This window comes from Porphyrobacter sp. YT40 (assembly GCF_006542605.1).
Classification (GTDB): Bacteria; Pseudomonadota; Alphaproteobacteria; order Sphingomonadales; family Sphingomonadaceae; genus Erythrobacter.
Genome location: NZ_CP041222.1, coordinates 802501 through 816561 on the forward strand (window position 1 = coordinate 802501; position 14061 = coordinate 816561).

The window sequence follows — 14061 nt, forward strand, 5'->3', positions numbered from 1 at the left end:
CGAGGAGCGCCCCCGCGAAGGCGGGGGCCTCGGTCGGGTTGGCGCTCGCTTCGGGGGGGTGCCCGCCTGCGCGGGGACTCACGATATTGGCGTTGTTCACAGCCGCGCCCCCTCCAGCGCCGCCAACGCGGCATCGAGCAGGGTCTCGCGCTCGGCCTCGTCCTCCAGCGCCACAAAGGCATCGCCGATAAAGCCCTGCACCAGCAACCGCTGCGCCGTGGCGGGATCGACCCCGCGCGCCATCATGTAGAAGCGCGCGGCCTCATCCAGTGCGCCGACCGTCGCGCCGTGGGCGCATTTCACGTCATCGGCGAAGATTTCGAGCTGCGGGACGGCATTGGCGCTCGCCCCCGCTTCGAGCAGCAGGCCCTTGAAGTCCTGGCCTGCGTCGGTCTTCTGCGCATGGCGCGCGACCTTGATCTCGCCGAGGAAATTGCCCGTCGCCCCCGCCCAGTGGACCGCGCGGACGGTCTGGTTCGAGGTCGCTTCCGGTTCGGCATGTACGACCTGCGTCACGAATTCGCGCGTCACGCCCGCTCCGCCGATGGTGACACCGCCGAATTCGAAATGCGCACCCTTGGCGAGGTGCACTTCCAGCTCGACGCGGGTGTAGTCGCTCCCTGCATTGGTGACGAAGAACGCGGCGCGCGCGCCTTCGCCCAGCTGGACGCGGAAGCGGTGCAGTTCGGGCGCGTCGCTGCCGACGACGAGGCAGCGCGTCATGCTCTCCCCGGCGGGCACATCGATCGTCTGCCACTGATCGAGCGCCGCCACGCCGAGCCGCGCGAGCGCATCCATATCGGCATAGCGCCAGGCTTCATCGCGCCGTGTGGGGAGGGTGGTTAAGCTCATGTCCGCTTGCTCCGGCGTGCGGCAGCAAGGCTGGAAATGCCCGCTTCGCGCCTCGAGAAAATGCAATCGCCGATGCCCGCTTCTTCCACCAGGGCATTAGCCCGCTGGTTCATCTCGTCCTTGGGCAGCTTCTGTTCGCCCAGAGCGACAAATTGCGGCGCTATCGGCGCGATGCACTGCACCATCGCGTCGCAGCCGATCGCATCGATGGCCTTGTCCCCGGTGGAGCGCTTGGTCTTGCAGGTCACCGCGCCCTTGCTGAGCTTCCAATTGCCGCGCCAGGTGCGCAGCTTATTGGCGATCACTTCGATCTCGTGATCGACCGGCGGTTCCGCTACCGGTTGGGCGGCTGCAAACGCGAGAGAAAGTGCCAAAAGATGCGTCACGCCATCACCGCGTCATAACCCTCGGCCTCGAGCCGCAGCGCGAGTTCCGGCCCGCCGGTCTCGACGATTCGGCCTCCGGCAAGGATGCTCACCTTGTCGGGCTTCACCACGTCGAGCAGGCGCTGGTAGTGAGTGATGAGCAGCACCGCCTTGTCGGGGCTGCGCATGATTGCGTTGATCCCCGCGCCCACGATCCTGAGCGCGTCGATATCGAGGCCGCTGTCGGTCTCGTCCAGCACCGCGAAGGCGGGGTCGAGGATGCCCATCTGCACCATCTCGGCGCGCTTCTTCTCGCCGCCGGAAAAGCCGACATTCACCTGCCGCTTGAGCATGTCCATGTCCATCTTCAGCAGCCCCGCCTTGTCCTTGGCGAGCTTCAGAAACTCGCCCCCGCTCAAGGGCTCCTCCCCGCGCGCCTTGCGCTGGGAATTGAGCGCCTCGCGCAGGAACTGGACGTTGGAGACGCCGGGGATCTCGACCGGGTATTGAAAGCCGAGGAACAGGCCCTTCGCCGCGCGTTCGTGCGGCTCCAGCGCCAGCAGGTCTTCGCCCCGGAAGGTCACGCTGCCCGCGGTCACCTCGTAACCCGGCTTGCCGCCGAGCACGTTCGACAGGGTCGATTTGCCCGCACCGTTGGGGCCCATGATCGCGTGCACCTCGCCCGCCGGGACGGTGAGCGAAAGGCCCTTGAGGATCGGTTTGGAGTTCTCCGGCCCGCCGACGGTGGCGTGGAGGTTCTCGATGATGAGCATTACGGTTTGTCCTTGCTGGCTTCGGCGGCGGCTGCGGCGCTGGCGTCGGTGCGCGCCTTGACCACGCTGGCGTCGCGCAGTTCGATCACGAGGCCCTTGGGCTTGCCCGCTTCATAGGCGGTGCTGGCCGCATCGGCCCCCGCCATGCGCGAGAGGAACTGCTGGTCGAGATCGCGCCCGCGCGCGACGTGGATTTTCCCAATGTTGTCGAACAGGCGGTCGACCTCCTCGGGGCTCATGGTGGTCTTGGCCCCGTCGAGCATGGCGTTCGATTCCGCGATCGATTTCGCCTTCACCGCGGCGCAGCGCGTGATGTCGGTCTGGTGCTGGGCTTCGAGATCGGCCTTGCCCGCAATCGTGCGGTTGGTGACCGTCAGGCAGCGGCGATAATCGGCAACGAAGGGCTGGATCAGGCGCGGATATTCGACCGTCCAGGTTTCCGGATTGTCGTTCTTGATCGCGACGGCGGCCTCGCCGGCGGATTGCAGCGCGAAGAGGGGGGCAAAAACGAGGGTTGCGATCACGGCTGGCGGCTCCGGGTTGAGGGTCTGGTGCTGGCGGAACGATCCGCACCGCGATCGGTTGCGCGGTCCGTTCCGCGGGGCTTGGGGCGGTCGTAGGTCTGCTTGGGGTTGGCGGCCTTGTGCGCGCGGGCGGCGGCTTTGCGTTCCTCGATCCGGTCGCGCATGACTTGCGTGAGTTGCTTGAGCACCGCGTCGATATCGGTGAGGATATCGGTCGCGGCGATCCGCATCACCTTGATGCCGACGCTCTCGAGGCTCTTGTCGCGGCGCTTGGCGAGGGTGTCGTTCTGCCCCTCCTCGTCGATCGCCAGCGCGAGGCCGAGGTTGTGGCAGTTGAAATCGACGATCGCGGAGCCGACCACCGCGAAGCGCTTGAAGGTGTAGCGGCCGAGATCGGCCTTGCTGAACTTCTCGGCCAGCGCCTTGTGTGCCTCGGACGAATGGCGGCGCAGCTCGCGCGCCTGTTCGTGCAGCGCATCGAGCCGCTTGTCCGAAATCTCCCACCCGCGGCCCTTCTTCTTGAGCGCGGGGGCTTCGGTGGTGGTAGCCTCAGGGTTGAGGGCGAGGGTTTTGCGGGTGGTCATTCTATCTTTTCTTGATTTCGAGCGTGGCTTCACTGCCGGGATGGCCATGCACAATGTGGCGGATCTGATCGAGCAGGGAAGCAAGCTGTTCACTGGTCGTGTTCGGAAGGGCCTGCGAACACTTCCATACGACCCCTTCATATTCGCCCTCGGTGGGAAAGCGCGGCCTCGACATACAGTCCGCGAACCGGCGGGCCGCATCGAGGTCTTCCCGCCCGATGTCAGTCACGTTTACAGTTATGTTATTGATAATGCTGAATTCGTCGGCCTGCTGGTCGGTAGCCGCAACCAAAAGAAGGCCGATCAAGGAAGGTGCGAGAAGCATCACCCCACGCTCCCTTCAAGCGAAATCGCTCCTTCGTCATCCCGGCGCATGCCGGGACCCAGTGACGCTGGGTGCAGCACTTTGCCGCCCTGGGCCCCGGCCTGCGCCGGGGTGACGATAGGGGTGACGGTTGTGGTGAGGGCGACGCGGATCATCCGACCGAACCTTCCAAGGAAATCGCCAGCAGCTTCTGCGCCTCGACCGCAAACTCCATCGGCAGCTCTTTCAGCACGTCCTTGGCAAAGCCGTTGACGATCAGCGCCACGGCTTCCTCTTCGCCGAGGCCGCGCTGCATCGCGTAGAACAGCTGTTCGTCGCTGATCTTGCTGGTGGTCGCCTCGTGCTCGATCTGGGCGCTGGGGTTCTTCACCTCGATATAGGGCACGGTGTGCGCGCCGCATTGATCGCCGAGCAGCAGGCTGTCGCACTGGGTGAAGTTGCGCACGCCGCTCGCGGTCGGGCCGACGCGGACGAGGCCGCGATAGGTGTTGTTCGACTTGCCCGCCGAAATCCCCTTGGAGATGATCGTCGAGCGGCTGTTCCTGCCGTTGTGGATCATCTTGGTGCCGGTGTCGGCCTGCTGGTAATTGTTGGTCACCGCGACCGAGTAGAACTCGCCCACGCTATCCTCGCCATTCAGCACACACGAAGGATACTTCCACGTCACGGCCGAGCCGGTTTCGACCTGAGTCCAGCTGACCTTCGAACGGTCCCCCTGGCACAGCGCGCGCTTGGTGACGAAGTTGTAGATCCCGCCCTTGCCCTCGGCGTTGCCGGGGTACCAGTTCTGCACGGTCGAATACTTGATCTCGGCATCGTCGAGCGCGACCAGTTCCACCACCGCGGCGTGGAGTTGATTCTCGTCGCGCATCGGGGCGGTGCAGCCTTCGAGGTAGCTGACATAGGCGCCCTTGTCGGCGACGATCAGGGTGCGTTCGAACTGGCCGGTATTCTCGGCATTGATGCGGAAATAGGTCGAAAGCTCCATCGGGCAGCGCACCCCTTCGGGCACATAGACGAAGGTGCCGTCGGAGAAGACCGCCGAGTTGAGACAGGCGAAGTAATTGTCGCGCGTGGGCACGACCTTGCCGAGCCACTGCTTCACCAGATCGGGATATTCGCGGATCGCCTCGGAGATCGAGAGGAAGATCACGCCCGCGCGCAGCAGTTCCTCGCGGAAGCTGGTGGCGACGCTGACAGAGTCGAACACCGCGTCGACCGCGACCTTCTTCGCGCCCTTCACCCCGGCGAGCACTTCCTGCTCGCCCAAGGGGATACCCAGCTTGTCGTAGACGCGCTTGATCTCGGGATCGAGATCGTCGAGCGAATCCAGTTCGACCTTCTTCTTGGGTGCGGCGTAGTAATAGGCGTCCTGATAGTCGATCTTGGGATAGCCGACCTTGGCCCAGTCGGGCTCCTCCATCGTCTGCCACAAGCGGAAGGCCTTGAGCCGCCATTCGAGCATCCATTCGGGCTCGTTCTTCTTGGCGCTGATGAAGCGGACGGTGTCTTCGTTGAGGCCCTTTTCGGCGAACTCGGTCTCGATGTCCGACGACCAGCCATGCTCGTAATCGGCGACCTTGGCGGCGGCTTCGCGCGCCTCGACGTCGGTTTCGGGCTTGTCCTGAATGTCGATGTTGTCGGTCATGCCAGATGATCCTCGGTCATGGGGGTCGGCGCTGCCACCGGTCCGCGCAGCTGGGCGAGGGTGATCCCCGCCAGCGCGCCCCGCAGCGCGTTGTTGATGATCGGCCAGTGCGGCTTCATGTTGCACCCGGCCTCGTAATCGCAGGCGGTGTGATCGACGCAGGCGGTGAGCGCGATGCGCCCCTCGATCGCCTCGACGATGTCCGCCACGGTGATTGCCGCCGCGGGCCGCCCGAGCTGCAAACCGCCATGCGCACCGCGCACGCTCCGCAGCAGGCCCGCCGCGGTCAGCTTCGACACCAGCTTTTGCACCGTCGGCACCGGCAGGCCGGTTTCCGCCGCCAGCTCCGCCGCACTCACCCGGCCATCACCGCAGTGAACGGCGGCCTGGCACATCGTGATGACGGCGTAATCGGCAAGGTTGGACAGGCGCATTTGCGAGCGGTTCTCAAATTGGACGGATTCGTTCCGATTTCCAATTAGGAGCAAAGCGCTCGCATTACAACCGCCAAAGCCGGGCTGGCGCGGAGGGTTACTCGGCTGCGGCCTTGAGCGGCGCGCCCGCATCCCCGTGGCCCGCCGGATCGAGAAGATCGCGCGCCAGCGACCCTTCGCGGAACTGGCTCGGCGTGCGTCCGGTGTAGCGGCGGATGTCGCGGATCAGGTGGGCCTGATCGAAGAAGCTGGCCCATAGCTGGTCGTGCAGATCGCGGCTGATCGCGGGTTGCGCAAGCATCATCGCCGCCCGCAGCGCGCGGAACCGCTTGAGCACCTGCGCGGGCGCGACCCCGAAGAAGCGGCGGCTGATGCGCTGCAACTGGCGCGGGGAGACATCGACGCTGGCGTGAAGATCGGCCAGCGCCGGATCGAACCCGCTCGCCAGCCAGCGCAGGATCGCTTCGACCACGGCGACATGATCCTCGCGCAGGCCGTGCGGGGCGGCAGCGACGACGGCGGCGAGATGCTGGCACAGGTCTTCGGGCGCGATCCGCCCTTCCTCGCAGGCGGTCGCGGCGGCCTCGAGCGTGGCGATCTGGTCTGGGGTGAGCACCGCCTCGGCCGGGATCAGCCGGTCATGCACCTCGTCGGCGGGCAGATTGGCGAGCCGCTGCCAGGCGGTATGCGTGAGCGAGGCGCCGACCTGCAACACCGGGCCTTCCAGCCGCGCACGGGCGCTGCGCATCTGCGGAGCGTTGATGAACACCCGCGCGGATTGCCCCGTGCTGCCATCGGCAAAGGTGAAGCGCACCTGCCCGCGCACCATCACCAGCAGCTGCGCGGCATAGGCGGGCACAGGTTCCACGATCGGCTCGGGGCCGGTTTCGATGATGTAGAAGGTGTTGACCAGCGCCGCGGCCTCGGGCTGCGGCGGAATCATTCTGGTGCGGTACTGCAACCCTCGATCTCTCCTGGCGGAGACCCCTTTTCCGGTGCGGTGCGACCCAGCGCGCTTTTGCGCCGATGCGGGCTGCTTGTCGAGAGGGGGCGCGTCAGGGCCCGAGCTCGCGCAGGTTGCGCGCGTCGATCATCTCGGCCAGGTAGGGCGTGGACGGATCGGTCAGCCGCGCCGGGGTGCGCCCGACGAAATGGGCGATCTCGCGGATCATGTGCGGCTGATCGAAGAAAGCCTCGGCAATCTCTGCCTCGTCCTCCAGCGACAATTGCGGGGCGGAGAGCAGCGCGGCGGCGCGCAGGGCGCGGTACTTGCGGGCGAGCGCGCGCGGAGGCAGGCCAAAATAGCGCTCGACCAGCCGCTGCACCTGCCGGCCCGAATAGCCCGCCACGCCCGAAAGCTCGCCGATTTCGGGATTGAAGGAAGCGCCCAGCCAGCGGCCGGTCGCGGCGATCAGTTCGAGATGGCGCGGGTGGACCGGTTTCACATTCGCGCCGACGAAGTCGCCCACGGCGAGCGCGCAGTCCCGCCCGCTGATGCTGCCGTCGCGATAGGCTGCGATCAGCCGCTCGCCCAGCTCGGCAATCTCCGGCCCGAGCACGCTGGCGGCGGGCAGCAGCCGGTCCTTGTGCTGTCCGGCGTGAAGCCCCGTCAGCGCTGCCCAGCCGACCGGGGTGAGCGCCGCACCAAAGGCGTGAAACGGCCCCTCGACCTCGATCGGCGTCGCGCGCGACAGCGGCGTCAGCAGGCCGACGGGATGATTGGGATCTCGGTATCCTTCGGCGAAGTGCATTTCTCCCGTGCCGTGCGGGAAGATGCAGAGCTGGCCGATTGCGGCGGGCTGGATGTCGCGGATCAGCGGCTCGTCGCAGCGGAAGTGGTAGAGCGTGGTGACGAAGGGCGCGATCGGCGCGGGCGGGGCGATGTAATCGACCGAGATCAGTGCAGCTGCGGTGAGCGGCCCTTGCGGGTGCGGCAAATCACGGTCGAGTTCGGGAGGGGCGGTTGGTGCGTCCATGGTCTGTGACATGCACTATTGCTGCTTTTCCGCCCCCCGTCAAAAGCGCGGGACTTGCGGGGCCGCGAAAAACAGACCCGCGAAAAAAAGGCGGCGCCCCTGATGGAGCGCCGCCTATCTGAGTTGAGGAACTCTTAGCATCTCTGCTCCGAGCCCTTCGGGTCGCAAGAGGGCCTATAGCCTGCGAATCAGTCGCGGGATTGTATGCAAGCGACACGCAATTCCCCCTATCGTGGGGGTAGCAAGGGTTAGTCGTTGTAAACTCACGGCTAAACGGCGCGGAGAGACGCAAATCGCCCGATTGTCCCGGTGCGATTGTCTCGACACGGCACGCGTGCTGCCATAGGCGCTGGGCCATGCTGTTCCGCCTGATCAAACCCGCCCTGTTCGCGCTCAATTCGGAGACCGGGCACCGCCTTGCCTTGCGCTCGCTCGCGCTGCTGCCGCACCGTGCGCCGCCTGCCGCAGGGCCGTTGGCGGTGGAGGTGGCGGGGCTGACCTTTCCCAATCCGGTCGGCGTGGCGGCGGGGTTCGACAAGGATGCCGAAGTGCCCGACGCGCTGCTCGGGCTGGGCTTCGGCTTTACCGAGGTCGGCTCGATCACCCCGCTGCCGCAAGCCGGGAACCCGCGCCCGCGCCTGTTCAGACTGGTGGAAGATCAGGCGGTTATCAACCGCATGGGGTTCAACAATGGCGGGGCCGAGGCGGCGCTGGAGCGGTTGCGCGCGCGCGCCGGGCGACCCGGCATCGTCGCCGTCAACATCGGCGCCAACAAGGATTCTGCCGACCGCATCGCCGACTATGCGGTGATGGCGCGCAAGATGGCTCCATATTCGAGCTATCTCTGCGTCAACGTCTCCAGTCCCAACACCCCGGGCCTGCGCGCGTTGCAGGACGAGGGCGCGCTGACCGCCTTGATCGAGGCGGTGATCGCGGCGCGCGACGCAGCGGTCGCCGATTCGCCGCCGCCGGTGTTCCTCAAGGTCGCCCCCGATCTCGAAGCGGCGGACATCGACGCCATCGCCCGGATCGCGCTCGACCACAGGCTTGGCGCGCTGGTGGTGTCGAACACGACGATCAGCCGCCCGGCGCTGCGCTCGGCCCACGCGGGCGAGACCGGCGGGCTCTCGGGCGCGCCCCTGCGCCAACTGGCGACCCAGCGGCTGCGCGATTTCCGCAAGGCGACCGGCGGCGCGCTGCCGTTGGTCGGCGTCGGCGGGATTGCCACGGCAGAGCACGCGTGGGAGCGTATCCGCGCGGGCGCATCGCTGGTGCAGCTCTATTCGGCGATGGTCTACGAAGGCCCCGGCCTCGGCGCTCAGATCGTGCGCGGGCTGGAGGCGCTGATGCGGCGCGATGGCTTTGCGAGCATTGCCGAAGCGGTGGGAAGCGAATAGCTAGCTTGGCGATGCGCTTCCTTCCTGCCCTCATCGCCCCGCTGGCGCTGGCCCTTTCAGGCTGTGCCACCACCCAGACCTCGGCCCCCGCCGGGACCGCTGCAGCACCGCCCGTCCCCGTCATGGCAGGCGCGGTCAGCGCCGCTGATCCGCGCGCGACCGCGGCGGGTGAGGCGATTCTGGCGCAGGGCGGCTCGGCGGTCGATGCCGCGATTGCGGTGATGCTGGCGCTGACCGTGGTCGAGCCGCAAAGCTCCGGCATCGGCGGCGGCGGCTTCATGTTGCGCGCCGATGCGGCAAGCGGCGCGCTCGTGAGCTATGACGGGCGCGAAACCGCCCCTGCCGCCGCGACCCCGACCCGTTTTCTCGATGACGCGGGCAAGGTGCTCCCGCGCGAGACCCGCGTTTTCTCGGGCCTCAGCGTCGGGGTGCCGGGCAATCTCGCGCTCGCCGCCAAGGCCCATGCCGAACACGGGACGCTGCCGTGGGAAGCGCTGTTCCAGCCCGCCATCGCGCTCGCGCGGGATGGCTTCGTGATGAACCAGCGGCTCTACGAATCGCTCAAGGGCAACAAGGGCCGCGCCGATCTCGACATGGAAGCGAAGCGGGTGTTCTTCGGCCCGGATGGCGAGCCGCTGCCGCTCGGCACGGTGGTACGCAACCCCGATCTGGCCGAATCGCTCACCGATCTGGCGCAGAACGGGCCGGGGGCGCTGTATGACCTCAACGCCGGCAGTCTCGCGCGCTGGGTGGCCGAACGCACCCCGCGCGACGGCACAATGACCGAGGCCGACGTGCGCGGCTACACCGCCAAGGAGCGGCCGCCCGTCTGCGTACGTTACCGCGTCTACAAGGTCTGCGGCATGGGCCCGCCGTCCTCGGGCGGGATGGCGGTGGCGCAGATGCTGGTCCAGCTCGAGCGGTTCGATCTGGCCGCGATGGGGCCGGACAGCCCGCAGTTCTGGCACCTGTTCATCGAGAGCCAGCGCCTCGCCTATGCCGACCGCGAGCTGTATTCGGGCGATGCCGATTATGTCGAAGTGCCCGTCGCAGGGCTGGTCGACGCGGGCTACCTCGCCAGCCGCTCGGCACTGATCTCGCCCGACACGCGGCTCGCCAAGGTCGAGGCCGGGGTGCCGCCGGGCGCGCCGCTCGCGCGCGGGGACGGGCCGGAGGAGCCCGAGCACGGCACCACCCACTTTGCCGTGGTGGACGCGGGCGGGAATGCCGTCAGCTACACCTCGACCATCGAGGGGGCTTTCGGGTCGGGCCTGTTCTTCGGCGGGTTCTATCTCAACAACGAGTTGACCGACTTCACCCTGACCCCCGAGGCGGACGGCAAGCCGGTCGCCAACAGGGTCGAGGGGGGCAAGCGCCCGCGTTCCTCGATGGCGCCGACGGTGGTTTATGATGCCGACGGCAAGATCGTGCTGGTGATCGGCGCGGCAGGCGGGCCGACGATCCCCGTCACCGTCGCCCGCGCGATCATCGGCGTACTCGATTTCCGCATGGGTGCGCAGGAGGCGCTCGCCATGCCCTTCGCGATGGCCTTCGGCGATACGCTGCTGATCGAGGAGGGCACGGCGCTGGTTGGCATGCAGGATGCGCTGAAGGCGCTCGGCCACACCGGCATCCGCGTCGGCCCGGCGCCGATCAAGGCCAATGCCGTGGGCCGCCGCGTCGACGGCACCTGGGAGGTGGCGACCGAGCCGCGGCTCGTCAGCGTGGTCACGCCCTGAGCGCTTGCCGCTACGGCTGCGACCTTCTAATCTGCCGCCAACACGCGGGTCGTGCCTGAACCTGCGACATATAAACTCGAAGGGATCAGGAGCCTTTGCCAGTGCATTCCCCCAGCCATGTCCATGCCCCGCGCGCGGTCGTCAATCCGGCCGATCATCCGCTGCTGCAGGACATCGACGGCGCGCAGAACCTGGTCGCGCTGTTCCTGAAGCGCGCTGACCAGAAGGGCGACGCGCCCTTCCTCGGCCACAAAAGCGGCGGGCAGTGGGTGACGCAGTCTTGGCGTTCGGCGGCGGAGCACGTCTGCCTGATTGCCGAGGCGTTGCGGGCGATGGGATTGAGCGATGGCGACCGGGTGGCGCTGGTGAGCGAAAACCGCCCCGAATGGTGCATCGCCGACCTAGCAATCATGGCGGCCGGGTGCATCACCGTGCCGACCTACACCACCAACACCCGCCGCGATCACGCGCATATCCTCGACAATTCGGGCGCGCGCGCGGTGTTCGTCTCGACCGAGAAACTGCTCGCTCCGCTGGTGGGCGCGATCGGGCAGACCGGGCTGGTCGAGCACGTCATCGGGATCAACGATTTGAAGCGCCAGCAATCGGGCAGCTTCGAATATCATCGCTGGGCAAGACTCATCACCGGCGATGCGGCGGCGGCGCGCGCGGCGGTGGATGCGCGGATCGCGCGGATCGAACGCTCGGACACGGCCTGCCTGATCTACACCAGCGGCACCGGCGGCGCGCCGCGCGGGGTGATGCAGCACCACGGCGCGATCCTGTGCAACGCGGCGGGTGCAGCCGAAGTGCTGATCGAGGATTTCGGGATCAAGGACGAGCGCTTCCTGTCGTTCCTCCCCTTGAGCCACGCCTACGAACATTCGGGCGGGCAATTTCTGCCGATCGGTGTGGGCGCGGAGATCTTCTATTCCGAGGGGCTGGAGAAGCTCGCCTCGAACATCGAGGAGACGCGGCCCACCATCATGGTCGTCGTCCCGCGCCTGTTCGAAGTGCTGCGCACCCGGATCATGAAGCAGGTCGAAAAGCAGGGCAAGGCCGCCAGCTTCATGATGGATGCGGCGCTGCGGATCGCGGGCAACAGCAAGGACGGCAAGAAGCGGCTGCGCGACAAGCCGCTCGACTTCATCGTCGAAAAAGCCTTTCGCCCCAAGATCCGCGCCAAGTTCGGCGGGCGGATCAAGGCGATGGTCTCGGGCGGCGCGCCGCTCAATCCGGAAGTCGGCAATTTCTTCGACGCGGTCGGTCTCACCATGCTGCAAGGCTATGGCCAGACCGAAGCCGGGCCGGTGATCAGCTGCAACCGTCCGAAGGTCGGCCTCAAGATGGACACCGTCGGCCCGCCGCTCAGGGGTGTCGAAGTGCGCATCGCCGAGGATGGCGAAATCCTCGTACGCGGCGAGCTGGTGATGCACGGCTACTGGCGCAACGAGGCCGAAACCGCGCGCACGCTGCAGGATGGCTGGCTCCACACCGGCGACATCGGCCACTTCGACAGCAAGGGCCGGATCGTCATCACCGACCGCAAGAAGGACATGATCGTCAACGACAAGGGCGACAATATCGCCCCCCAGAAGGTCGAGGGGATGCTGACGCTCCAGCCCGAAATCGCGCAGGCGATGGTGAGCGGCGACAAGCGGCCCTATGTGGTCGGCCTGATCGTGCCGGACGCCGAATGGGCGGTGGAATGGGCCCGCGCCAATGGCGAGAAGTTCGATCTGAAAGCCTTGCAGGAGCTCCCCGCCTTCAAGAACGCGGTGCGCGCGGCGGTCGACCGGACCAACGCCGACCTGTCGGTGATCGAGAAGGTCCGCCAGTTCGCCTTCGCGGACGAGGCCTTCACCATCGAGAACGAGGAAATGACGCCGAGCATGAAGATCAGGCGTCACAAGATCCGCGACCGGTATCAGGACCGGATCGACGGGCTTTATCGGGGGTAGGGGCACACCCCAGCCCCTCAACCGTCACTCCGGATCAGAACCGGGGTGGGCCTTGGTTGCGACTTTCTTGGGTTTCACCTTGGTCGCCAGAGCCTTTATCTGGCCGAGTTGATCATGGAGATGCGTTTGCACCTCCTCCAGCTCGGCCAGCACGGTAAGCATCTCGATCCGGCTAAGCTGCCGCGGGGGAAGGCGTTTCTCGCTTTTGCCGTCATAATTCGTGTGCTGAATGACCACGCCGCTGCCCGCCGCCTTGACCGTGCCGTGAGCCAGATAGGCGCGCAGTTCGTGCACCTTCTCCCACCGGCTGATGCGTGTCCGCGCGACCTTGCCGTGTCCGCCGAAATCGTGACTGGCGATACAGGCACCCAAAGCCTTGAGGCGTGTGCCCGCGAAAGGATGGTGCGCGTCCTTGCCCACGGCGATGCCTGCCTTTTCGAGCGCACGCAAACAATCCGCCACCGAATGTTCGGCCCGCGCAAACACCTCGAGGCAACAGCCCCGCCATGCGCAGACCGCTACGGACCAATCATCCAGCCCGAAAAAGCTGATCTTGCTGACATCGAAATGCACCGACATGGGCATCGCATAAGATACAAGGCCTTAAACCTTCGCTACCGGCGCCGGGCAGCCAGACCGCTCTTGGCAGGCATACGAAAAATTCGGGGTGGCCCGGTTTTCGCCCCCGTCCTAGACCGGCGCGCATGACCGATGGCCTCGATACGCTGACCGACAGGGAGAAGGACACGCTGCGACTGCTGCTGCGCGGACATGATGCCAAGTCCTCGGCGCGCGTGCTGGGCCTGTCGGTCCACACCGTCAACGAACGCCTGCGCGAGGCGCGGCGCAAGCTGGGCGTGACCAGCAGCCGGGAAGCCGCGCGGCGGCTGCTCGACGCCGAGGCGGAGACCCCCGAAATGCTGGGGGACAAGACTTTGGGGGAAGCGCGGGACGCCGCAGCACATCAAACGGGAGAGGCCGCCACCGGGCGGCGGGCCGGGCCGGATATTACGCCGCGTCTAGCCCTCACCTTTGCCGGAGTGCTTGCCATGTCGCTGATGATCGCCGCCCTGTTCCTCCCCGCCTCGCCCCTGTCGCTGAACGCGCCCGCGCTTCCCGTGACGCTTGCCGCCAGCGCCGAGGCCGACGCCGAGGCCGCCTCCCGCGCGGCAGAGGATTTCCTCGAGCTGATCGACGACAGCCGCTGGGCCGAAAGCTACGCTGCGACGGGCAAGCAGTTCCGCAAGGCCAATACGCTTCAAGTCTGGACCGATGTCTCCAGGCGCGTCCGAGAGCCGCTCGGCAAGGTGCTGACCCGCAATCTCGTCACCAACGAATTCGTGCCCGCGCCGCCTGAAGGCTACCAGCTCGTCAAGTTCGCCAGCACCTACGCTGACGGCACCCAACAGGTCGAAAGCGTGTCCCTCGAATGGGAAGATGGCGTCTGGAGGGTGGTCGGGATCGTGATCGGCTGACCCCGGCC

15 protein-coding genes are annotated in these 14061 nt (G+C 66.7%); 4 read left to right on the top strand and 11 right to left on the bottom strand.

Going from position 1 to position 14061, the window contains the following annotated elements; translation table 11 throughout:
* Window positions 1-96 precede the first annotated feature (96 nt).
* From E2E27_RS03865 to E2E27_RS03910, 10 genes are all read right to left on the bottom strand, one after another.
* Window positions 97-852, bottom strand: a complete 756-nt coding sequence (locus tag E2E27_RS03865) for a SufD family Fe-S cluster assembly protein (protein WP_141457775.1) — start codon at window positions 850-852, stop codon at window positions 97-99.
* Window positions 849-1226 (bottom strand): hypothetical protein, encoded by a 378-nt coding sequence (locus tag E2E27_RS03870; protein ID WP_141457776.1) that lies wholly within the window; start codon window positions 1224-1226, stop codon window positions 849-851. The genes E2E27_RS03865 and E2E27_RS03870 overlap by 4 nt, the downstream gene beginning before the upstream one ends.
* 8 nt (window positions 1227-1234) lie before the next feature.
* Entirely contained in the window at window positions 1235-1990 is a 756-nt protein-coding gene (gene sufC, locus E2E27_RS03875; protein ID WP_141457777.1) for a Fe-S cluster assembly ATPase SufC, read from the bottom strand.
* Window positions 1990-2514 (bottom strand): hypothetical protein, encoded by a 525-nt coding sequence (locus tag E2E27_RS03880; protein ID WP_141457778.1) that lies wholly within the window; start codon window positions 2512-2514, stop codon window positions 1990-1992. Before E2E27_RS03880 ends, sufC begins: the two co-directional genes overlap by 1 nt.
* Entirely contained in the window at window positions 2511-3098 is a 588-nt protein-coding gene (locus E2E27_RS03885) for an endonuclease domain-containing protein (protein WP_141457779.1), read from the bottom strand. The genes E2E27_RS03880 and E2E27_RS03885 overlap by 4 nt, the downstream gene beginning before the upstream one ends.
* A 1-nt stretch (window position 3099) precedes the next feature.
* Complete coding sequence (locus E2E27_RS03890) at window positions 3100-3426, bottom strand: hypothetical protein (RefSeq protein WP_141457780.1); 327 nt, start codon at window positions 3424-3426, stop codon at window positions 3100-3102.
* 148 nt (window positions 3427-3574) lie between these two features.
* Window positions 3575-5071, bottom strand: coding sequence for a Fe-S cluster assembly protein SufB (gene sufB / locus E2E27_RS03895; protein ID WP_141457781.1), 1497 nt, complete (start codon window positions 5069-5071; stop codon window positions 3575-3577).
* Complete coding sequence (locus E2E27_RS03900; RefSeq protein WP_141457782.1) at window positions 5068-5505, bottom strand: SUF system Fe-S cluster assembly regulator; 438 nt, start codon at window positions 5503-5505, stop codon at window positions 5068-5070. The genes sufB and E2E27_RS03900 overlap by 4 nt, the downstream gene beginning before the upstream one ends.
* A gap of 97 nt (window positions 5506-5602) precedes the next feature.
* Window positions 5603-6448 (bottom strand): helix-turn-helix transcriptional regulator, encoded by an 846-nt coding sequence (locus tag E2E27_RS03905; RefSeq protein ID WP_141457783.1) that lies wholly within the window; start codon window positions 6446-6448, stop codon window positions 5603-5605.
* Window positions 6449-6560: 112 nt separating this feature from the next.
* Complete coding sequence (locus E2E27_RS03910; protein WP_141457784.1) at window positions 6561-7493, bottom strand: helix-turn-helix domain-containing protein; 933 nt, start codon at window positions 7491-7493, stop codon at window positions 6561-6563.
* A 344-nt stretch (window positions 7494-7837) separates the two neighbouring features.
* Here E2E27_RS03910 and E2E27_RS03915 point away from each other — a divergent pair, with 344 nt between their 5' ends.
* The 3 genes from E2E27_RS03915 (at window position 7838) to E2E27_RS03925 (ending at window position 12578) form a co-directional block, all read left to right on the top strand.
* Window positions 7838-8878 carry a quinone-dependent dihydroorotate dehydrogenase gene (locus E2E27_RS03915; protein WP_141457785.1) on the top strand — a complete coding sequence of 347 codons (1041 nt, stop codon included), beginning with the start codon at window positions 7838-7840 and terminating at the stop codon, window positions 8876-8878.
* A gap of 11 nt (window positions 8879-8889) precedes the next feature.
* The gene (gene ggt, locus E2E27_RS03920; protein WP_141457786.1) at window positions 8890-10617 is read left to right on the top strand and encodes a gamma-glutamyltransferase; all 1728 of its coding nucleotides are present in this window, start codon (window positions 8890-8892) and stop codon (window positions 10615-10617) included.
* 161 nt (window positions 10618-10778) lie between these two features.
* The gene (locus E2E27_RS03925; RefSeq protein ID WP_141461554.1) at window positions 10779-12578 is read left to right on the top strand and encodes an AMP-dependent synthetase/ligase; all 1800 of its coding nucleotides are present in this window, start codon (window positions 10779-10781) and stop codon (window positions 12576-12578) included.
* A gap of 24 nt (window positions 12579-12602) precedes the next feature.
* Here E2E27_RS03925 and E2E27_RS03930 read toward each other — a convergent pair whose 3' ends face one another.
* Window positions 12603-13157, bottom strand: a complete 555-nt coding sequence (locus E2E27_RS03930) for a hypothetical protein (protein WP_141457787.1) — start codon at window positions 13155-13157, stop codon at window positions 12603-12605.
* A 125-nt stretch (window positions 13158-13282) separates the two neighbouring features.
* Here E2E27_RS03930 and E2E27_RS03935 point away from each other — a divergent pair, with 125 nt between their 5' ends.
* On the top strand, window positions 13283-14053 hold the full coding sequence (locus E2E27_RS03935; RefSeq protein ID WP_141457788.1) for a helix-turn-helix domain-containing protein: 771 nt from the start codon (window positions 13283-13285) through the stop codon (window positions 14051-14053).
* The last annotated feature ends 8 nt before the right edge of the window (window positions 14054-14061 follow it).